The 18,392-nt window shown below is 41.7% G+C and carries 21 protein-coding genes and 5 pseudogenes; 12 read left to right on the top strand and 14 right to left on the bottom strand.

What is annotated here, in order from left to right:
- Positions 1-158: 158 nt before the first annotated feature.
- From lpdA to AACL23_RS08150, 5 genes are all read right to left on the bottom strand, one after another.
- Positions 159-1,592, bottom strand: a complete 1,434-nt coding sequence (gene lpdA / locus AACL23_RS08170) for a dihydrolipoyl dehydrogenase (RefSeq protein WP_100096609.1) — start codon at positions 1,590-1,592, stop codon at positions 159-161.
- Between the two features lie 16 nt (positions 1,593-1,608).
- Positions 1,609-3,195 (bottom strand): pyruvate dehydrogenase complex dihydrolipoyllysine-residue acetyltransferase, encoded by a 1,587-nt coding sequence (gene aceF / locus AACL23_RS08165; protein WP_339051127.1) that lies wholly within the window; start codon positions 3,193-3,195, stop codon positions 1,609-1,611.
- 26 nt (positions 3,196-3,221) lie between these two features.
- The gene (gene aceE, locus AACL23_RS08160; protein ID WP_339051125.1) at positions 3,222-5,888 is read right to left on the bottom strand and encodes a pyruvate dehydrogenase (acetyl-transferring), homodimeric type; all 2,667 of its coding nucleotides are present in this window, start codon (positions 5,886-5,888) and stop codon (positions 3,222-3,224) included.
- 715 nt (positions 5,889-6,603) lie between these two features.
- Positions 6,604-6,831, bottom strand: coding sequence for a DUF1493 family protein (locus tag AACL23_RS08155; RefSeq protein WP_320410210.1), 228 nt, complete (start codon positions 6,829-6,831; stop codon positions 6,604-6,606).
- Positions 6,809-7,060, bottom strand: a complete 252-nt coding sequence (locus AACL23_RS08150) for a hypothetical protein (protein ID WP_339051122.1) — start codon at positions 7,058-7,060, stop codon at positions 6,809-6,811. Before AACL23_RS08150 ends, AACL23_RS08155 begins: the two co-directional genes overlap by 23 nt.
- Positions 7,061-7,183: 123 nt before the next feature.
- Here AACL23_RS08150 and AACL23_RS10310 point away from each other — a divergent pair, with 123 nt between their 5' ends.
- The 3 genes and pseudogenes from AACL23_RS10310 to AACL23_RS08140 all read left to right on the top strand — a co-directional run bounded on the left by AACL23_RS10310 (position 7,184) and on the right by AACL23_RS08140 (position 10,046).
- The gene (locus AACL23_RS10310; RefSeq protein ID WP_422389634.1) at positions 7,184-7,441 is read left to right on the top strand and encodes a transposase; all 258 of its coding nucleotides are present in this window, start codon (positions 7,184-7,186) and stop codon (positions 7,439-7,441) included.
- A gap of 29 nt (positions 7,442-7,470) precedes the next feature.
- A pseudogene (locus AACL23_RS08145) lies at positions 7,471-8,140 on the top strand (DDE-type integrase/transposase/recombinase); the annotation flags it as partial.
- 358 nt (positions 8,141-8,498) lie between these two features.
- Positions 8,499-10,046: a hypothetical protein gene (locus AACL23_RS08140; protein WP_339051120.1), complete on the top strand. Its 1,548-nt coding sequence runs from the start codon at positions 8,499-8,501 to the stop codon at positions 10,044-10,046.
- Positions 10,047-10,054: 8 nt separating this feature from the next.
- Here AACL23_RS08140 and AACL23_RS08135 read toward each other — a convergent pair whose 3' ends face one another.
- A complete protein-coding gene (locus AACL23_RS08135) occupies positions 10,055-10,249 on the bottom strand; it encodes a hypothetical protein (RefSeq protein ID WP_234813521.1) in 195 nt (64 codons plus the stop codon).
- Between the two features lie 220 nt (positions 10,250-10,469).
- On the opposite strand from AACL23_RS08135, the pseudogene AACL23_RS08130 reads away from it, so the two are divergent.
- The 6 genes and pseudogenes from AACL23_RS08130 to AACL23_RS08110 all read left to right on the top strand — a co-directional run.
- Positions 10,470-10,787, top strand: a pseudogene (locus tag AACL23_RS08130) (inverse autotransporter beta domain-containing protein); the annotation flags it as partial.
- A gap of 58 nt (positions 10,788-10,845) precedes the next feature.
- Entirely contained in the window at positions 10,846-11,205 is a 360-nt protein-coding gene (locus AACL23_RS08125; RefSeq protein WP_012738147.1) for an IS630 transposase-related protein, read from the top strand.
- A gap of 82 nt (positions 11,206-11,287) precedes the next feature.
- Positions 11,288-11,578: pseudogene (locus tag AACL23_RS08120) on the top strand (transposase); the annotation flags it as partial.
- Positions 11,579-11,696: 118 nt separating this feature from the next.
- Positions 11,697-11,807: a hypothetical protein gene (locus tag AACL23_RS10305; protein WP_158530968.1), complete on the top strand. Its 111-nt coding sequence runs from the start codon at positions 11,697-11,699 to the stop codon at positions 11,805-11,807.
- 14 nt (positions 11,808-11,821) lie between these two features.
- Positions 11,822-11,902 (top strand): annotated as a pseudogene (locus tag AACL23_RS08115) (pentapeptide repeat-containing protein); the annotation flags it as partial.
- A 45-nt stretch (positions 11,903-11,947) separates the two neighbouring features.
- Positions 11,948-12,205, top strand: coding sequence for a pentapeptide repeat-containing protein (locus AACL23_RS08110; protein WP_234817523.1), 258 nt, complete (start codon positions 11,948-11,950; stop codon positions 12,203-12,205).
- Between the two features lie 51 nt (positions 12,206-12,256).
- On the opposite strand, the gene AACL23_RS08105 is transcribed toward AACL23_RS08110, so the two are convergent.
- Both AACL23_RS08105 and AACL23_RS08100 read right to left on the bottom strand, forming a co-directional pair.
- Positions 12,257-12,409: a hypothetical protein gene (locus tag AACL23_RS08105; protein WP_158530967.1), complete on the bottom strand. Its 153-nt coding sequence runs from the start codon at positions 12,407-12,409 to the stop codon at positions 12,257-12,259.
- A gap of 2 nt (positions 12,410-12,411) precedes the next feature.
- Complete coding sequence (locus AACL23_RS08100) at positions 12,412-12,621, bottom strand: hypothetical protein (protein ID WP_100096603.1); 210 nt, start codon at positions 12,619-12,621, stop codon at positions 12,412-12,414.
- Between the two features lie 302 nt (positions 12,622-12,923).
- Between AACL23_RS08100 and AACL23_RS08095 the strand changes: the two genes are divergently transcribed.
- Positions 12,924-14,129: a hypothetical protein gene (locus AACL23_RS08095; protein WP_100096602.1), complete on the top strand. Its 1,206-nt coding sequence runs from the start codon at positions 12,924-12,926 to the stop codon at positions 14,127-14,129.
- A gap of 205 nt (positions 14,130-14,334) precedes the next feature.
- Here AACL23_RS08095 and AACL23_RS08090 read toward each other — a convergent pair whose 3' ends face one another.
- Both AACL23_RS08090 and AACL23_RS08085 read right to left on the bottom strand, forming a co-directional pair.
- Complete coding sequence (locus AACL23_RS08090; RefSeq protein ID WP_339051114.1) at positions 14,335-14,592, bottom strand: hypothetical protein; 258 nt, start codon at positions 14,590-14,592, stop codon at positions 14,335-14,337.
- 311 nt (positions 14,593-14,903) lie between these two features.
- Positions 14,904-15,315, bottom strand: a pseudogene (locus AACL23_RS08085) (DDE-type integrase/transposase/recombinase); the annotation flags it as partial.
- Positions 15,316-15,806: 491 nt separating this feature from the next.
- On the opposite strand from AACL23_RS08085, the gene AACL23_RS08080 reads away from it, so the two are divergent.
- Positions 15,807-16,145, top strand: a complete 339-nt coding sequence (locus tag AACL23_RS08080) for an antiterminator Q family protein (protein WP_095034619.1) — start codon at positions 15,807-15,809, stop codon at positions 16,143-16,145.
- Between the two features lie 188 nt (positions 16,146-16,333).
- Positions 16,334-17,158 (top strand): hypothetical protein, encoded by an 825-nt coding sequence (locus tag AACL23_RS08075; protein WP_339051111.1) that lies wholly within the window; start codon positions 16,334-16,336, stop codon positions 17,156-17,158.
- A gap of 287 nt (positions 17,159-17,445) precedes the next feature.
- Here AACL23_RS08075 and AACL23_RS08070 read toward each other — a convergent pair whose 3' ends face one another.
- The 4 genes from AACL23_RS08070 to AACL23_RS08055 form a co-directional block, all read right to left on the bottom strand.
- The gene (locus AACL23_RS08070; protein WP_339051109.1) at positions 17,446-17,637 is read right to left on the bottom strand and encodes an integrase core domain-containing protein; all 192 of its coding nucleotides are present in this window, start codon (positions 17,635-17,637) and stop codon (positions 17,446-17,448) included.
- Positions 17,634-17,840 (bottom strand): DDE-type integrase/transposase/recombinase, encoded by a 207-nt coding sequence (locus tag AACL23_RS08065; protein WP_339051107.1) that lies wholly within the window; start codon positions 17,838-17,840, stop codon positions 17,634-17,636. Before AACL23_RS08065 ends, AACL23_RS08070 begins: the two co-directional genes overlap by 4 nt.
- Before the next feature lie 35 nt (positions 17,841-17,875).
- A complete protein-coding gene (locus tag AACL23_RS08060; RefSeq protein WP_157791431.1) occupies positions 17,876-18,058 on the bottom strand; it encodes a hypothetical protein in 183 nt (60 codons plus the stop codon).
- A 115-nt stretch (positions 18,059-18,173) separates the two neighbouring features.
- Positions 18,174-18,344 carry a transposase gene (locus AACL23_RS08055; RefSeq protein ID WP_100103364.1) on the bottom strand — a complete coding sequence of 57 codons (171 nt, stop codon included), beginning with the start codon at positions 18,342-18,344 and terminating at the stop codon, positions 18,174-18,176.
- Between the last annotated feature and the right edge of the window lie 48 nt (positions 18,345-18,392).

Here is an 18,392-nt window from a genome sequence, read left to right as displayed (position 1 = left end):
TAATTTCTTCCTTCTAAAATCAAAATATCATATCAAATGCAGGGTTATCTAATAATCTGGAATAGATGAAAAACGCTTTGGTATCTAATTAAGGCATATAATTAACTAAAATTACTTGATTAACAGTGCTATAGCTTAAGTTTTACTTACCCTGAGTTTCATTGTGCTTTACTTTTTTTTGCTTTCGAATTAGGCAAATCGGTGATGCTGCCTTCATAAATTTCAGCTGCTAATCCCACAGATTCATATAAGGTTGGGTGAGCATGGATGGTTAACGCCATATCTTCCGCATCACATCCCATTTCGATGGCCAGCCCGATTTCTCCCAGTAATTCTCCGCCATTGCTGCCGACAATCGCACCGCCCATAATACGACCCGTCTTTTTATTAAAAATCAACTTAGTCATGCCTTCTGAACAATCAGAAGCAATGGCTCGACCTGAAGCGGCCCAAGGGAAAATGGCGATTTCATACTCAATGCCTTTTTGTTTGGCTTCTTTTTCTGTTAATCCGACCCAAGCGACTTCAGGTTCAGTATAAGCAATAGAAGGAATGACTTTGGGATCAAAATAGTGTTTTAACCCCGAAATGACTTCCGCGGCCACATGGCCTTCGTGTACGCCTTTATGGGCCAACATCGGTTGGCCTACAATATCGCCCACAGCAAAAATATGGGGAATATTGGTGCGTAATTGTTTATCCACACAGATAAAACCACGTTCATCCACCATCACACCTGCTTTTTCAGCGTTGAGCGATTTTCCATTGGGTTTCCGCCCAATAGCCACTAAAACCGCATCATAACGGTGCTCTTCAGGGGCTTTGCCTTCCATCGTCACAAAAATGCCGTCCTTTTGAGCTTTGACTTGAGTGACCTTGGTTTGAAGCATGATATTGAATTTTTTCTCGATCTTTTTGGTGAAAATTTTGATGACGTCTTTATCAGCCGCAGGGATCAGTTGATCTGACATTTCAACGACGTCGATCTCTGACCCCAGTGCTTGGTAAACGGTCGCCATTTCTAAACCGATAATCCCTCCGCCCATCACTAATAAACGTTTTGGAATGGTTTCTAGTTTCAATGCATCAGTCGAATTCCAAATGCGAGGATCTTCGTGCGGAATGAAAGGAAGTTCTATTGAGCTCGAACCCGCCGCAATAATCGCATTATCAAAGCGGATTTCAGTTTGTTCTACATTCTGGGTTTTGACCAACAGAGTGTGAGATCCGCTAAATTGAGCTTCGCCTGTTATCACCTTGACCTGACGCATTTTCGCCATGCCCGATAATCCACCGGTAAGCTTTTGAATTACGTTGTTTTTCCATCCCACCATTTTCTTTAAATCAATTTTGGGTGCGCCAAAACTCACCCCATGTTCTTCTAGTGTTTTTGTGTCTGAGATCACTTTAGCAACATGGAGTAATGCTTTAGAAGGAATGCAACCCACGTTTAAGCACACTCCCCCTAAGGTGGCGTAACGTTCAACCAATAGTGTTTCTAACCCTAAATCTGCACAGCGAAATGCCGCGGAATATCCTGCAGGGCCTGCCCCAATCACGACGACTTGAGTTTTGACTTGAGTATTCTTCATTAAAACCTCATTAGTGTTACATAATCAGACGACGAATATCAGCCATGATAACGCTGATATGACTCACGAAACGAGCGCCTGCCGCGCCGTCAATCACCCTATGATCGAAAGACAGAGATAAAGGCAGCATTAAACGAGGAAGAAATTCTTTCCCGTTCCAAATGGGTTTGATGGCAGATTTTGACACGCCAAGAATGGCCACTTCAGGGGCATTCACAATCGGCGTGAATGCCGTTCCCCCAATCCCGCCTAAACTGGAAATGGTAAAGCAGCCCCCCTGCATATCCGAAGCGGTTAATTTACCTGAGCGTGCCTTTTGAGAAATCAACATCAGTTCTTTGGATAGCTCAATCACGCCTTTTTTGTTCACGTCACGAAAAACAGGCACGACCAGGCCATTCGGTGTATCGACCGCCACCCCAATGTTGATGTATTTTTTTAAAATCAGTTTTTTCCCATCCAACGACAGGGAACTGTTAAAGCGGGGGAAGGTTTTTAAGGCCTGCGCTACAGCTTTCATCATAAAGACGACAGGCGTGATTTTAACGTCGAGCTTCCTTTTTTCCGCTTCGATGTTTTGTTTTTTGCGAAAATCTTCAAGGTCCGTGATGTCTGTTTCATCAAATTGGGTGACATGAGGGATCATGACCCAGTTACGGCTGAGATTATCCCCAGAGATTTTTTGAATTCGTGTTAATGCTATTTCTTCGGTCTCACCAAATTGATTAAAGTCGATCTTTGGCCAAGGCAAAAGGGGCGTTAGGTTTCCTTGGCCAGAAGATGCGGATTCTGCAGTCTGTACTGCATTTTTCACATAAGATTGGACATCTTCTTTCAAGATGCGCCTTTTGCGGCCGGTCCCTGCGACTTTTTCAAGATTAACACCCAATTCACGCGCCAAACGGCGAATCACTGGCGTCGCATGTGTATAAGCTTCCTCTGTGAAGGAAGGAGTTGTTTTTTCTATGCTTGTTGTCGTGTTCGAAGGTGCGCTGGGCTTGGAAGGGGTGATTTCTGGTTTTTGCTCAGGCAGTGCATCTGCCGTTTTTTGATCGGGCGCCGGTGTGATTTTCTCTATTGTATTCATGATCATGATCATCGAACCGGTTTTGACTTTATCCCCTGTTTTTATTTGAATTTCTTTCACTGTGCCTGAAAAAGGGGCTGGCACTTCCATGGAAGCTTTATCCCCTTCTACGGTGATCAAAGATTGTTCTTCTGTTACCGAGTCCCCCACTTTGACTAAAATCTCTGTGACTTCTAATTCATCAGATCCCACATCCGGTAAAGACACTGTCTTTGTGTTTTCTTGAGCAGGTATGGCAGGGGCTGGGGCTGGTGTCTTCCCTTTTTTTTCTGGGACAGCCTCTGTGCTGGATTCAAAAAGCATGATCAATTTGCCGGTTTCGACTTTATCTCCGACGGAAACTTTGATTTCCTTTATCGTGCCTTCTTGTGGAGAGGGAATGTCCATTGACGCTTTATCTCCTTCAACACAAAGCAGCGTTTGCTCTGGCACCACGACATCGCCGACCTTTACCATGATTTCGATGACTTCTGGGGTGTCTGTACCGATATCAGGCATTTTAATTTCAATCACCATTGATGAGTTACCTTTTGAAAATGATTTTATGCTAAACGGGGATTTGGTTTATTCGGATCGATATTAAACTTTATCATCGCTTCTTGAACTTCTTCAGGATTAAAAACCCCTATTTTGGTGAGCTCTGTCAATGCAGCAATGACCACATAAGCCGCATTGACCTCAAAGTGATGTCGTAAATTTTCACGGCTATCGGAACGCCCGTAACCGTCTGTTCCTAAAACACGAAAATGACGAGTGGGAATGAAAGGCCGAATTTGTTCAGCAAATAATTTCATGTAATCCGTGGAGGCAATCACCGGGGCTTGATGCAAAATTTGGGCAACATAAGGCACCTTCGGTGTTTCGGCTGGGTGCAACATGTTCCATCTCTCACAATCTTGACCATCACGTGCCAATTCAGTAAATGAAGTCACACTGTAGACATCAGAGGCAATGTCATACTGTTGAGATAAAATTTGAGCCGCCTCGCGAACGTGACGCAAAATAGCCCCTGATCCCATTAACTGAAGCCTGGATTTTTTACCAGGCAGACTTTCTAACAAATAAATGCCTTTGCCTATGCCTTCTTCTGCTCCCTTTGGCATCGCGGGCATGTGATAATTTTCATTTAAGGTGGTCAAATAATAGTAAACATTTTCTTGCGCTTCGCCATACATCCTTTCAAGGCCCTGATGCATAATGACAGCCACTTCATACGCATAAGCAGGATCGTAAGAAACACAATTTGGAATGGTTAACGATTGAATGTGACTATGACCGTCTTCATGCTGTAAACCTTCCCCATTGAGCGTGGTACGGCCCGAAGTGCCGCCTATCAAAAATCCACGTGCCTGTTGATCACCTGCTGCCCAGCACAGATCGCCAATCCGTTGAAACCCAAATATAGAATAATAGATATAAAAAGGAATCATCGGGAGATCGTTCGTGCTATAAGACGTGGCCGCGGCTAACCAGGAAGAAGCGGCGCCCAGCTCATTAATCCCTTCCTGTAAAATTTGCCCTTTGGCATCCTCTTTATAATAAGCGACTTGTTCACGATCCTGCGGGACATATTGCTGACCGCCGGGGTTGTAAATGCCAATTTGGCGAAACAACCCTTCCATTCCAAAGGTACGTGCTTCATCGGCGATGATAGGCACAATTCGATCTTTAATAGATTTATTTTTTAACATCACATTCAATACGCGCACAAAAGCGATGGTCGTAGAGATGTGTTTTGTTTGCTCTTGAAACAGAGCGCTGAAATCTTGCAGTGAGGGGAGCTCTAGTTTTTGCGTGAAATTTTTCAAACGAGAGGGTAAATATCCGCCTAAAGATTGACGTTGATGATGCAGATATTTCTCTTCTTCAGACTCCTTTTCAAAGGTGACGTAAGGCAATTTTTCAATGTCTTCGTCTTTGACAGCGATGTTAAAACGATCCCTCAAATAGCGTATCCCTTCCATATTGATCTTTTTAAGTTGATGAGCAATATTTTTTCCTTCACCCGCCTCACCCATCCCATAGCCTTTAATAGTATGAGCCAGAATCAGGGTTGGTTTTCCCTTGGTCTCCTGTGCTTTTTTTAAGGCCGCAAAAATTTTAACAGGATCATGGCCCCCTCTGTTGAGCGCCCATATCTCATCATCGCTCATATCTTTGACTAAAGCTGCCGTTTCAGGATATCGCCCAAAAAAGTGTTCGCGTACATAAGCGCCATTTTTAGATTTAAAGGTTTGGTAATCGCCATCTACAGTTTCATTCATCAATTGGAATAGCTTACCACTGGTATCTCTACTCAGTAGATCATCCCAGCGCCCTCCCCAAATTACCTTGATGACCTGCCAACCTGCGCCACTAAAAATGCCTTCGAGCTCATCAATAATTTTCCCATTGCCGGTTACGGGGCCATCAAGACGCTGTAAGTTGCAATTAATAATAAACACCAAATTATCAAGCTTTTCTCGAGCGGCGATGGTAATAGCGCCTTTGGATTCGGGTTCATCCATTTCTCCGTCTCCTAGAAAGGCGTATACCCGTTGCTTAGAGGTGTCTTTTAAGACTCTGTGTTCAAGATATTTTAAAAATTTGGCTTGATAGATGGCATTAAGAGGCCCTAAGCCCATAGAAACGGTCGGGAATTGCCAAAATTCCGGCATTAATTTAGGGTGAGGATAAGAAGAAAGACCTTTTCCTTCGACTTCTTGGCGAAAATGATCGAGTTGCTCTTCGGTTAAACGACCTTCTAAAAAAGCCCGAGCGTAAATACCCGGGGAGATATGGCCTTGAAAGAAAACCAAATCGCCACCGTCGTGTTGATTAGGGGCACGAAAAAAATGATGAAAGCAGACTTCATAAAAGGTCGCAAAAGATTGAAAGGACGCAATATGCCCGCCCAAATCTAAATCTTTTTTCGACGCTTTTAGAACCATCATGATGGCATTCCAACGAATCGCCGCTCTAATACGGCGTTCTAGTTTTAAATCCCCTGGATAAGGGGGTTCTTCTTCTGTTGAGATAGAATTGATATAATTTTTTTGGAGAGATATTTGAGAAAGAGGGGCTCCCATTTTTTGAGCGGCACTTAAAACTTGATCTATCAGATACTGAGCACGCTCAGCACCTTCTTCACGGATCACCGATTCAATCGACTTTCGCCAGTCTTGTGTTTCGATGGGATCCACGTCATTGTTTGATAAAGGATCTGACATGCTGATTATTCCTTATACTTATTTTTTGAGTTAAACGACATTTATCTTTAGGTTTTTCAAGAAGTTTGATGGCATCCCCTATTCTCTAAACAGGATCTCTAAAGTGGTTCACTCATTTGCAGATTTCATCCCGTAACAGCCCTCAAGCCATGTTTACTCTACGCTTTTAGTTTTTACTTTTCTTCGCCTGATGGTCGATATAACACCTAAAAATCATCAGCTCAGATAAAAATGGGAAGCATTTTAACACTTAGGCCAACAATTGAGCAATCATCATTAAATAATGCAGCACGGCTGTTTCATAAAATATGCTTTGATAAATGCATAATAGAGTAATTTTTATTTATTTTAAAAAATCAGGTGCTATAAAAAAGATATAACGAGAGAAGAGTTGGAAGAATGAGAAGTATTCTGGATCAAGCTATTTTGGACACAAACCAAGATGCTTTACGTTGTTAGACCGACAATAATAACTACTGTTAATTTTATTAATTTTGTTAATTTGCTTATGGTGCCGAAGGCCGGACTCGAACAATACTGCAACCCTCTGTTTTATATTAAAATAAAATGATAAATAACCAAGAATGCCCCCTTTTGTGCCCCCTGTTTATTTAATCAGTTTTCTAGGGGCAGATGGTCTCTAAGCTTGAAGAGTAGCCAGCTAGCAGATTCCCCGACCGATGATTTAGGCTCCGAAAGACGGAACCTAACCGCGCTAAGCTTTTTCTGGACGAGATAGCAGCGCTTGCATGGAGCTGAAAAGCCACCGTCCGGCTTTCGCTGATTCAACGAGCATATGAATGGTTAAGGGCTTCAGTTCAACGTCAGGGAGCTTTTGGGATTTAGGCCTTAAGAAGTTAGGCAGAAATCCTTTTTCATAAGGCCAGTATGCAAGAAAATCAAATTCGCTGTTATCAACGTTAAATCGTTCGAAGATAGTCATTCATTATTTCGTCACCAGTTTCTCTGGCACAAGGATATTTACCTGTCGATAGACTGGTTTCAAGCGTTAGCCCAGGCTTATCTTTTGAAAAAAGGGGCTTAGAATTATAATTCTTGTCATACCATTCCAACATTTCAATCGACAGTTCCATCGATTTGGCCCCGCTGGGCTGCACACGGAACCGGGCGTCTGTTATCGTCACGACATACGCCCCAGAGTTTAGTGGCATAGTTAATTTGGCCACCTGATAAAAACTAGGTGATAGACTTAAGTTATCAATACAGGTGTAAAAATGGATAAGAAACACAAACTCCCCTACAGCCCTGAATTTAAGCTAGAAGGGGCTTAATGAGTGACAAAACAAGGATATAGTGGGATAGAAGGAGCAAAAGCCATGGGCGTGAGTATCATCGCCCTCCGTGATGGGGTGAGGCGGTCAATGAGCGAAAAAAGAGGACAAACTATTTCCCAGGGTAAAACAATGACAGCAGACCAACAACGGATTCAAGAGCGGGAAGCCAAACTCCGCAAGGTTGAACGGGAGAAAGATATCCTCAAAAAGGCTTCATCTCTCTTAATGTCAGAGTTCCTGAACACTTCCCGTGAGTAGAGAAACTTAAGAAGAGCCATGCAGTGACAAGCTCAGGTACGTCAGGAGCAAGAACGATGTCTGCCATGGTATCAGAACGGGGTATTCCGCCAAGTCGCTATCGGGCAACGAGAGTCATGCGTCAGTTGGAACGGGTCAGCCATCAGCCACCGACTCATCAATATAAAAAGGCGAGACAGGAACATCAGGCTATTCCTGACGTGTGAGCGCGTCAGTTTTCTGTGGCTGCCCCTCATCAGATGTGACCTATCTCTGGGCAGGGAATCGTTGGACCTGTCTAGCCGTACTGATAGACCTGTTTGCACGTCAACCGACAGGATGGGCCCTCTCTTCTTCCCCAGACAGTGAATTCACCTGCAAGGCATTGTGGATGGCTTATGAATCAAGAGGACGCCCCAACGGCGTCAGGGTTCATTCAGCTCAAGGTTGCCATGACACGAGCCTTTGACCCAAAGTCTCAGCCGTAAAGGTCATTGTTGGGACAACTCTCCTATGGAACGCCTGTTCAGAAGCCTCAAAACAGAATGGGTACCCAAAGCAGGGTATCCAACTCAACAAGAAGCCAGGCGGGATCTTGTTGATGATCTCATTGGCTACTACAGTCAAACGCGGCCTCATCAATACAACGGGGGATGAACGCCAAATGAACCGGAGCGGTTGTACTGGAAAAAACACAAGATACTGGCCTGTTTTACTTGACCACTACACCCACGAACATCGACCCCTTAATGGGCTTTCAACTACATTGTCAGGGCGGCCTGAGGATGGTCCTTATTTTGGCAAAAATAAAAAATAATAAGCGGTTTTTGATATTTATTTGTATTAAAAGGAGATAAAATCGAATAGCAAAAAATAAAAATCATCGTTGAAATTTTTCAAAAATCACGAACAACGGTAAATGTAAACTAATAAAGTGACTGCTTCTTAGATTGCATAGTTTTACAAACAAACTCCCAAAAAAAGTGGCAGCTGCATTTAAATAACGCATTGATATGATTTTAAATATTAAATTTATTTTTATATACATCATTTCTTCATTTTCAGGGAAAGCTCATTTATGGCAATTTTAGATATATCAAAAGCCAATCACTATCCTATTTTAGAATTTGGCGAAGACAAAATCTTTGTACCTAGAAGTCTAACTGGTCAATATGATTTAATGGTTTTTGACAAAAAAACAGACAAATTTGTATTAGAAAAAGAGAAATTTACGTTCAACTTTACTAAAGTGGGAAATTCTTCTATAAGAATAAGTTATATAAAGACTGAGGGGAGTAACAAGGAAAAATCTTTTTTATCACGCAATGAATTGAGTTCTCTAAACAAAAAATTAAACCAAAACTTTTCTGATGAAAATAGTAAAACGCTTTTTTTTGAGCAACTCGTTAAAAATCAATCTATCAATACTGTTATTGCTTCTCAAAGTATATCTACCTCTTTAGAAAAGGCGCCGAACTCGCCTGAATCGATTCAGCCAGAAGCACGCACAAATGATCCTGTTTTAGTAGGTAATCCTTCCAGTTCAGTTTCTTCAAACACATCTGTTGCTTCTAAAGAATTTAAAAATTTTAATAAAAATGATATTAAAGAACTTTTTAAAAAAGCTTGCCAAAAAGACAATCAACAAGAGGCTCAAGAAGCAGAAAATTTACTTTTTGACTTATATACGGTCAATAAGGACAACAAAAACCTTTCAAAATTTGAAACTAAAAAATATTACCCTCTTCAAGAATATTTAGGTAAGGAAAGTTTACGTTATTATGAAAAACATAAATTATGTTTACCTAATAAACTACTGATCATTGCAGGTTTTCATAATAAAAAATCTGAACATAATCAGATGCTTGGAAAAATTGAGAGTGGATTAGCCGAAATTTTGCCATTATACATGAATTTTAGCGAAAGCGATGTTAAAGAAGATCTTATAGTCTCTGAAAGACTTTCATCATCATTTAATTTCAATGATGACCGATTTTTAAATCACTGTGAAATCGCGATTCTTTGTAAAGAATTAAATAAAAAATCCAAGCAATTTAAATTTTTAGAGCCGCGATGTCTAGGAACGAGTAAAGATAATTTGATAGAAGAATTAAAGATACCCCATCACGACATTTCGGACAAAAATAAGATATACGGTAATTTTGTTCCTTTATTGTTTAGAAAAGATCATTGGGTCTTATTTGGTGTTTTTTCAAAAGGAAACAAGAAAACCGCTGTATTGTTTGATAGTCTTAATTATCTTAATGATAAGGAACTTAAGGAAATCAAGGAATTATCCGATAAGCTTGTTGCTAAGCCAGATGATCCAGGTCATATAAAAAAGAATCTTCAAAAAAACGCACCTAATGCCTGTGGTATTTTCGTACAAAAAGCCATGGAATTGATTGCTGAGGACTCTAATATTGCACCTAATATTACTTTATCTCGTTTTGCTGATGATTTTCTCAAGATGCCTAAAGAGCAGCAAGAGATGTTTAATAAAAGTAGACGGGCATTATCGTATAGTAAACTATTAGATGCGGCTGAGTCACTTAAAGAATTTTTTCAAAATGATTCATTGAGGCAAATCGAGAGAGAGTCAGAATCTCATGTCATCGGAAATTGAGGTTTTCATCACCTGCCATTTTTGCTGATAAAGGGACATTTTTTGAGATACGCGCCTCTGATATGGCTCAAACCCAGCGGATCAGGAGTGATATAAGCATGTTTTTGAATAACTAAATCAACCCCTTCATTCAGTAGTTCATTGATTGAAACACTTTTCGCTTGTGCTGTCACAGTAAGTGCTTTATGTCGCTCAGTGGTCAATCGGGTGGTTACCTTACCTTTAAATTTTTTTAAGGCTTTACCCCATCTTTACAGCATTCATCAAAAAAAATCGCCAGTGATTTTGTGCCCTCTTTTTTTAATTCTTCCACGCTGCAAGCGTAAAAATCAGCTCCTCCATTAAAGGGCAATACGGGTACCCAGATCAGGAAAGCTTATTACTATCCCCAGCAAAACAGTTCTATCTATTAGCTGTTTCGCTAACGACTTTATGTCTGGAATCAATAGTTTTTTGGATTATGATGCATCACGCAATCATACCCGTGGCGGCTTCGGTCTTGAATACTCACGCGATTATCTTAAGTTAAGCACAAACAGCTATTTCAGTTTATCAGGCTGGAAAAATTCTCCGGATAAAGAAGATTACGAAGAAAGACCGGCCAGTGGGTGGGACATTCGTGCAGAAGGTTACCTTTCTGCGTGGCCAAATCTCGACGGCAAATTGACTTATAAACAGTATTATGGCGATCAGGTGGCATTATTTGGTGTCGATAAGCTAGAAAAGCATTCGAGGGCGTTACTGTCGGGGTAAACTATAGCCTAACGAAATAAATTGAATGATTTTAAAAGGGAGAGAGATGAGTCATTCAGTTGATTTTCGCCGTCACGTGCTGAATGTAAGAGAAAAAGAAAAGTGGAGCATAAGAGAAACGGCAAAACGCTTTCACATCGGTGCCACTTCGATTACCCGCTGGCTGAAGCGAATTGAAAAGAACCCCTCTTCTCCCCGGCAGCGTAAAATAGATAAAGCGGCTTTACTCAAGGATGTTGAGCGTTACCCGGATGCTTATCAGCATGAAAGGGCTAAACGTTTCGGGGTGTGTACCAAAGCCATTTGGTCCGCCCTGAAACGTTTGGGCGTCACCTATAAAAAAAACCCTCAATCATCCCAAGGCCAACGAAGATATGAGGCAAGCCTTCCAAAACAAGATAGCTGACTATGAAAAACGGCGAAAATCAGTCGTTTACCTGGATGAAAGCGGCTTTGCCCATGATATGCCGCGTTGATATGGCTATGCCCCACGGGGTCAACGCTGTTTCGGTCAACATAATTGGCAGGCAAAGGGGCGAACCAATGTGATCGGTGCGTTACTGGGAAAAGCGCTGATGGCGGTGGGATTATTCATGTGTTCTGTGAATAGTGATGTGTTTCACGCCTGGGTCATTCAGATACTTCTGCCGAGTTTGCCCCCCGACTCTGTGGTGGTCATGGATAATGCGACCTTCCACAAACGTTTGGACACTCAAAAAGTGATCGATGACGCGGGGCATATCATTGAATATCTGCCTCCTTACTCGCCATCCTGTTGAGCATAAATGGGCAGAAGCAAAAAGCAAAAGAAGAGCGGTCAATTGCAGTATCGATGCTTTATTTTCTCATTACATGACGTAACCGAAATTATTTCGTTAGGCTATAGTTGGCGCAGACATGTCTAAAGCGAACCTGGATGACCTGGACCTAAGAACAACCGTAATACATTTTGCGTACTTCGTAGAGGCGAGTCTACAGAAGGTAGATTTAAGTGAAAAAAGAGCGTAGAGCAGGCTAACTTCAGTGAAGCAAAGTTACAGAAAGCGAACTTCAATCACACCAAATTGTTTAGTGTTGAATTCAAGAAAGCCAACCTGGAAGGCGCGACGTTCAATGAGGCCATTTTTGAATATAAAACTCAGCTGTCTATGGTTATTTTAGATAAAGCGGAACTAAAGAATGCGACGTGCATAGATATCAATTTTTCTGAAGCTTCTCTACTTGGAGCGGACCTAGAGGGCGCCGATTGCAGTAATGCGAAATTCATAGGCGCGAATTTAAAAGGCACAGACTTCACTAACGCGGACTTAAGAGAAGTGGATATGACAGAAGATGAGCTGCGTGCAAGTGGTGCGATACTCACTGGTGCAAAAGTAGGAGACTGGGATAAATGGGAGTGTTTATAAAACAAATAATTTAAATCATTTTAATATCAATGACACTGCTGCCGAACCACATTAAGGAAGGGGCGATGACCATATTGCAACCTCGGCCACCGCTGCTGCCGTCAAACGGCTAAACCGTTTCGTCGCCTCTCTGAGGTAAACATGACGGGCCGTGCGCACCCAGTAGTGATTCACACTGGGCGGAAAAGGCAGTTCAATTCTCATGCTCACCGCCACAGGGGGTTGAGCATCGACAAAGGGGTTTTGGGAAAGCGGGCTGTTTCTGGAAGCGACACCACCAAATCCCACAACCGGACATCTTCGTTCAGATATTTTTTCATTCGATACCCTCGCTGCTGGTAATGATGCGTTAAAAAATCGGCTTCCTCCTGACTGATGCCCGTATAGCGGAACGGCGTTTTGAAGGCAGCGCTCATGCTGCCCTTCGAGGGAAACGTGAGTATTGTAAACACGCAAGTATGAGGTGGTTTTTTGATGTTTTTGTGGTCTGCGACATGGAAGAATACAAGGGTGCCCCTGGAGACGGAAATCCCTAAGGATGGCGACATCAAACAGGTCAGGTTCAGGTGCAAAAGTGCACTTGGGTTTTACGAAAGAAAGTTTAAGGGAAAGGCATCAAAAAAAAGAAAATGAGCGTTTTTTGAAAGTTTATTTTGATGAAAAAAATTAATATCTAATGAAATTAATATTTCATCAATCATCAATTTTATAAAAAATCATGCTTAAATTTAATTTAAAATCAAAAAACTACAGTAATTCACAAATTGCATCACACGATGTAAAATTAATTTACACTAAAAATCCTCAAATAAATAAATCATTATTTTCCAGATTTGGCAGAGCCATAACTAATATTTGTAATGTTTTTAAAAAAACAACAGTCTCTCAAAAATCGAATGAATTTCAAATGGAGACAATATCTGAAAAAGATTTTGCTAAAGCATCATGTATCTCATTTCCTAAAAATGAATTAGAAAAAATTGATAAAAATTCTCTCGGATATAAAGAAATAACTTATCACGGTGATTATAAAAATAAAATTACAGGCGAAAAATACAAAGATGCCGTATTTTTTTATAAGGTAAATGATGAAAATAAATATGAACGTATTCATTACCGTCCAATTAAAAAATTAGATTCAAATCAAAATCTAAAAGGCGGTTCTAAATATGTTTCTCGAATGGATGGCTCACATGTTTTTCTTAAACTACATAGTCCAGAAAAATCTCCCCCATTTAATGCAGACTGTAATAATCAAGACGATTTAGTTGGAACGTCAACTATAAAAGCTGGTATAGCAGTCGATGTTGACAAAATGATTACTCCTTATGGAGGTTGGAATCTGATTGATTGCCTGAAAAATAACAATTTTATGCATCCTGCTTATTTCCAAAATGCCTTAGGAGATTTGACAACATTACATAAAAGAGACACCTTCCTGGCTGACATAAAAATGAACAATTGCGGTTTTAACGGAAAAAATGTTACTTTTTTTGATGTAGAAGATAGAATAAGAGCAGACTCAGCAACTAACCTTAATCCCTACCGCACACCAGGATATATCACACCTAAATTGTGGGACGCTGTAAAACTTAACTCTGCAGACGAAATTGGGGAAAAACGGCATTACTTAAAAACAGCTGATGAATACGCTTTTCTTTTGACGATAATATACTCTACCGTATCTAGCATACTTACCAAAGAAGATTGGTCTGGCATACGAAAAAACGATTGGAGAAAATCAGATAAACCTGGAGCAATGAACGATATAAATAAGAGCATGTTTCTTAATTGGATTAGGACCTATGTACAACCCGCATTTCATTCGCATATTGAAAATATGTTAAGAGATCCTTATGAGTATGCGAAAACCTCAACCACTCAACCATATTTATCAGAAATGTTAGATGTCAAACAGAAGTAACACGCTTTTAGGTAAAGCTTTTCCAAAAAATCCTAAAATCCCTCACTTTTTCTGCCGAATCACATTCAACACCTGCCTTCTCGACAAGCCATATTTGAGGGCCAGGTGGTCTGATCTTGAGCCGGTGAGTGTGCCGCCGTGGTACTCTTGGCGGATGTGATGTGATGATTGCACACGGCACGAAAAAAATATTTGCTCGGCAGGTCTAAGACATTGCCGGCATAATGTGCACAAAGCCGCTCGGCATCCTGACCTCCCAGCAAGAGGGCCAATGGGTCGTTTGCCTGGATTTTTTAGGAATGTACACTCGCGCACCGCCCATACTTTGACCTAATTTGCAGGTGAGGGCAGCGCCCAGGACGTCGGTCATTTCCTGTAATAAATTGGGTAAAATAAAACCTCCTTTAAACGCATTGACCTTTTCGTTGTCGATAACTGCCCCAAGTGAAGGCCAGTGTGCCACCCCCGCCTTCCTGCATCCGGTCCATCACGCGCTCTCCGATACAGTCGGCCAGTTCGGTTGGGGCCAGATTGCTCAGAACCAATCCGCAACCTTGCGCCTTTCGTGCGGGCCAGTGCTCTGCATAGGTTTGACAGACGCGTAGGCACTGTCTGGCGGCCTGTGCATTCACCGGCTGATATGATTCAGGCAGACGCAAAACGGGGCGGAATGTGAGCCTGTTTGAGCAAGGTGTGCATTGGTGCTTGTTGGGCTCTGTGTTGTTCTCTGTGCATTCGGATTTTTATTTCTGCAATGGTCGTTTCAAAGCACTTTGGGTGCCATTCTGACTTTAAACGGCCAAAAAAACACGCCATGGGGGCATTATCCCAACAATTTCCCCGGCTGTTTTATCTGATACTGCCACAGATGTGGTCGATAAGATAAGCGACTATAATGACTCCCCTGGTCTGAATGAAAGAGGACATTTTTCGGTCTTCCCCGTGATTCGCAAGCTAACATGAGTGCCTGTTGAGTCAGTTGACTGTCGGGAGAAGTGGAAAAAGCCCCCCCCCCCAGGATTTTTCTTGCATATAAGTCGAGTACAACCGCGAGATAAAGCCAGCAAGTACCGGACCAAATGTCAGTAACATCGCCACACCCCACCTGATTGGGTGCCTTGACGGTAAACTCACGATTCAAGTGTTCAGGAGCATAAACGGCTTCTTTACCACTGCGTTGATAACGAGGCAAATATTGGATACCCTTCGTAAAGCGCTTACGAATACGCTTGATTTCTTAGGTAGTGATGCTCCTGATCGATTGCTAATCGCTGGAGTATTTGTATTACCAATTTTGGTTGGCATGAGTCTTTGTCTACTATTGACTAAATGAATGATGAATAAAATATAAATTTTCTGAATATTATTCATTATTATCAAAACGAGCTTTAAAGAACCGCTCAATTTTTATTTAATCTCTTGTCCTTCACCCCCCCCCCAAGAGCACTTTTGCACCTGAACAACGGCTATTCGGTGAGTCATCCTAGGATTTTTCGTTTCTAGGGGCAGCTTTGTATTTTCCCATGGCGCAGACCACAAAAACATTAGGCCATCACCTGACCTGTAACCAAAGCAGGCATTTGGACCGATGACGGTGAAGAAATCTGATGCCGATAACAAGATTAAAAATGGCAAATGTGGGGTAGTTATTGAGGAGTACGTTGAGGAGGAAACCGTATGAAAGAGATTCGATATTTACTGACCGCTTGGGGCAACTGGGCAGGAACCCGTGTGGGGACGGAATATCCCATGTCATCCTGGCCTGTACCGATGGCCAGCAGCGATATCCGGCCGATGCTCTGTGACGATAAAGCACAAAAGATAGACCGTGCGGTCGCCAGACTCAAACAGGTTGATTCGCTGGGTTACGATATTATCGTGGCCTATTATCGAGGCAAGGCGTCGTGTCGGGCGATAGGGCGGGCCCTCAAAAAAGACCATAAATCCATCTCTGGGTATTTAATCCGTTCAGAAGCCTATATCGCAGGTCAGGTCGATGCGCTCCTGGAAGGTTAAGACAAGACTCAAACAATCTTAAAAAATTCACATATTGAGGCTAAAAAATGTTTTTTCATCATCATTTATGATGAATCATTTTTAAATGTTTGAAACATTCATTAAAATACAACAGTGTTTATTTATTTATCAAAACATTCTAAATACTTTTCAGAAAAGTATTTTTACTCCTAAAAGGAAAATAATTAATGTCAAGTACAAATGTGCCATCATCGATAGAAATGATTTTGAAGCCTCACAAAAAATATGAAGACGATGTGAAAAAAATCAACAAAGAATTTAACGATAAGAGAGAGATAATTTTTAGTAAACTCAATCCAGATGGAAGTAATTTGAGCGACATATTGAATGAATCAGCCAAAAATTGGGAAAAGCGGAATATAGAAGAGGAAAACGCGCGCAAGGAACGTGATGATGAGCGAGACAGAATAGAGAAAAATTTGCAGGATGATAGAGATAGAAGAAGTGAAATGACTCACAAAAAATTAATGGAGCGTCTGTCTCAGCTAATTAAAGACGCGGCGCAGGATGAAAACTCCATTAAAAGTACTACTGATTCAGATGATCGTAAACAAACACACGATAAGGAGTCACTTAAAAAGAGTGTTCAACCTCTTGAATCTATCAAAATAAAAGACGATTTGAAGGCAAAAAACGAAAATGAACCGCTTTCAAAAGAAAGAAAAAGAGAGTCGTTACAATTCGAGTTCGAGATTAATCAACTGAACGAAAAAAACAAGGCAGCAATAGCAAGAGTAGAAAAAACAGCAAATAATATTCATCAAAACCAGCTTGATACTGATGAAGCAATAAAAAACGTAGAGAAACAACATGTTGATATTGATGTAGAAAGAACGAATATAGGGAAACAACAGTCTGCTATTATTTTGTATAGCGCTGTTGCTGGTTTTGATGGGGATAAAGGTGCTATTCCTGCAAACAGTGTATCTAGTAGTACAAACCCCCAGCAATCAAGTTTTTTATCATTTTTTAACCCATTATCATGGTTCTGATGAAGGTTTTTTTCTATAAATCTACATAGACAACCCGTCAGCGTAATCAATTAACTCCATCACGGTTTTGATAAACATGGCCGGAGTTTTTGGTTGAGAATAGGGAATGACATTCAAAAAAAAGTCACAAAAAGTGCTTGACTGTCCAAACCGTCCGGACAGTCAAGCTTTTTTAATGCCGGTGTGAACCAGATTTGATGCGACGTTTAAGAATACTGTAGTGGTCAAGTAAAACAGGCCAGTATCTTGTGTTTTTTCCAGTACAACCGCTCCGGTTCATTTGGCGTTCATCCCCCGTTGTATTGATGAGGCCGCGTTTGACTGTAGTAGCCAATGAGATCATCAACAAGATCCCGCCTGGCTTCTTGTTGAGTTGGATACCCTGCTTTGGGTACCCATTCTGTTTTGAGGCTTCTGAACAGGCGTTCCATAGGAGAGTTGTCCCAACAATGACCTTTACGGCTGAGACTTTGGGTCAAAGGCTCGTGTCATGGCAACCTTGAGCTGAATGAACCCTGACGCCGTTGGGGCGTCCTCTTGATTCATAAGCCATCCACAATGCCTTGCAGGTGAATTCACTGTCTGGGGAAGAAGAGAGGGCCCATCCTGTCGGTTGACGTGCAAACAGGTCTATCAGTACGGCTAGACAGGTCCAACGATTCCCTGCCCAGAGATAGGTCACATCTGATGAGGGGCAGCCACAGAAAACTGACGCGCTCACACGTCAGGAATAGCCTGATGTTCCTGTCTCGCCTTTTTATATTGATGAGTCGGTGGCTGATGGCTGACCCGTTCCAACTGACGCATGACTCTCGTTGCCCGATAGCGACTTGGCGGAATACCCCGTTCTGATACCATGGCAGACATCGTTCTTGCTCCTGACGTACCTGAGCTTGTCACTCTATCTGTTCAGGTTTGATTCTATTAACCCCCTTTACCCCATATTGATAACGGCTTTGATGTATCCCAAACACTTGACATCAGCCTGTCACTGCATGGCTCTTCTTAAGTTTCTCTACTCACGGGAAGTGTTCAGGAACTCTGACATTAAGAGAGATGAAGCCTTTTTGAGGATATCTTTCTCCCGTTCAACCTTGCGGAGTTTGGCTTCCAGCTCTTGAATCCGTTGTTGGTCTGCTGTCATTGTTTTACCCTGGGAAATAGTTTGTCCTCTTTTTTCGCTCATTAACCGCCTCGATGACGTGCTGAGCGTGAGCGGTGCGCATCCTTTCCG

Origin of the sequence: Candidatus Williamhamiltonella endosymbiont of Tuberolachnus salignus (assembly GCF_964019775.1) — a bacterium.
Classification (GTDB): Bacteria; Pseudomonadota; Gammaproteobacteria; order Enterobacterales; family Enterobacteriaceae; genus Hamiltonella; species Hamiltonella defendens.
This window is presented reverse-complemented; position numbering and strand designations above follow the sequence as displayed.

What these genes read in the sequence shown, in the direction of transcription:
- AACL23_RS08140 (WP_339051120.1), top strand. Translation starts at nt 8,499, where the DNA reads ATGGCAATTTTAGATATATCAAAAGCCAATCACTATCCTATTTTAGAA.
- AACL23_RS08100 (WP_100096603.1), bottom strand. Translation starts at nt 12,621, where the DNA reads ATGAGCGCTGCCTTCAAAACGCCGTTCCGCTATACGGGCATCAGTCAG.
- AACL23_RS10305 (WP_158530968.1), top strand. Translation starts at nt 11,697, where the DNA reads ATGTCTAAAGCGAACCTGGATGACCTGGACCTAAGAACAACCGTAATA.
- lpdA (WP_100096609.1), bottom strand. Translation starts at nt 1,592, where the DNA reads ATGAAGAATACTCAAGTCAAAACTCAAGTCGTCGTGATTGGGGCAGGC.
- AACL23_RS08055 (WP_100103364.1), bottom strand. Translation starts at nt 18,344, where the DNA reads ATGAGCGAAAAAAGAGGACAAACTATTTCCCAGGGTAAAACAATGACA.
- AACL23_RS08075 (WP_339051111.1), top strand. Translation starts at nt 16,334, where the DNA reads ATGTCAAGTACAAATGTGCCATCATCGATAGAAATGATTTTGAAGCCT.
- AACL23_RS08150 (WP_339051122.1), bottom strand. Translation starts at nt 7,060, where the DNA reads ATGCCACTAAACTCTGGGGCGTATGTCGTGACGATAACAGACGCCCGG.
- AACL23_RS08155 (WP_320410210.1), bottom strand. Translation starts at nt 6,831, where the DNA reads ATGACTATCTTCGAACGATTTAACGTTGATAACAGCGAATTTGATTTT.
- aceE (WP_339051125.1), bottom strand. Translation starts at nt 5,888, where the DNA reads ATGTCAGATCCTTTATCAAACAATGACGTGGATCCCATCGAAACACAA.
- AACL23_RS08110 (WP_234817523.1), top strand. Translation starts at nt 11,948, where the DNA reads ATGGTTATTTTAGATAAAGCGGAACTAAAGAATGCGACGTGCATAGAT.
- AACL23_RS08125 (WP_012738147.1), top strand. Translation starts at nt 10,846, where the DNA reads ATGAGTCATTCAGTTGATTTTCGCCGTCACGTGCTGAATGTAAGAGAA.
- AACL23_RS08080 (WP_095034619.1), top strand. Translation starts at nt 15,807, where the DNA reads ATGAAAGAGATTCGATATTTACTGACCGCTTGGGGCAACTGGGCAGGA.
- AACL23_RS08105 (WP_158530967.1), bottom strand. Translation starts at nt 12,409, where the DNA reads ATGAGAATTGAACTGCCTTTTCCGCCCAGTGTGAATCACTACTGGGTG.
- aceF (WP_339051127.1), bottom strand. Translation starts at nt 3,195, where the DNA reads ATGGTGATTGAAATTAAAATGCCTGATATCGGTACAGACACCCCAGAA.
- AACL23_RS08095 (WP_100096602.1), top strand. Translation starts at nt 12,924, where the DNA reads ATGCTTAAATTTAATTTAAAATCAAAAAACTACAGTAATTCACAAATT.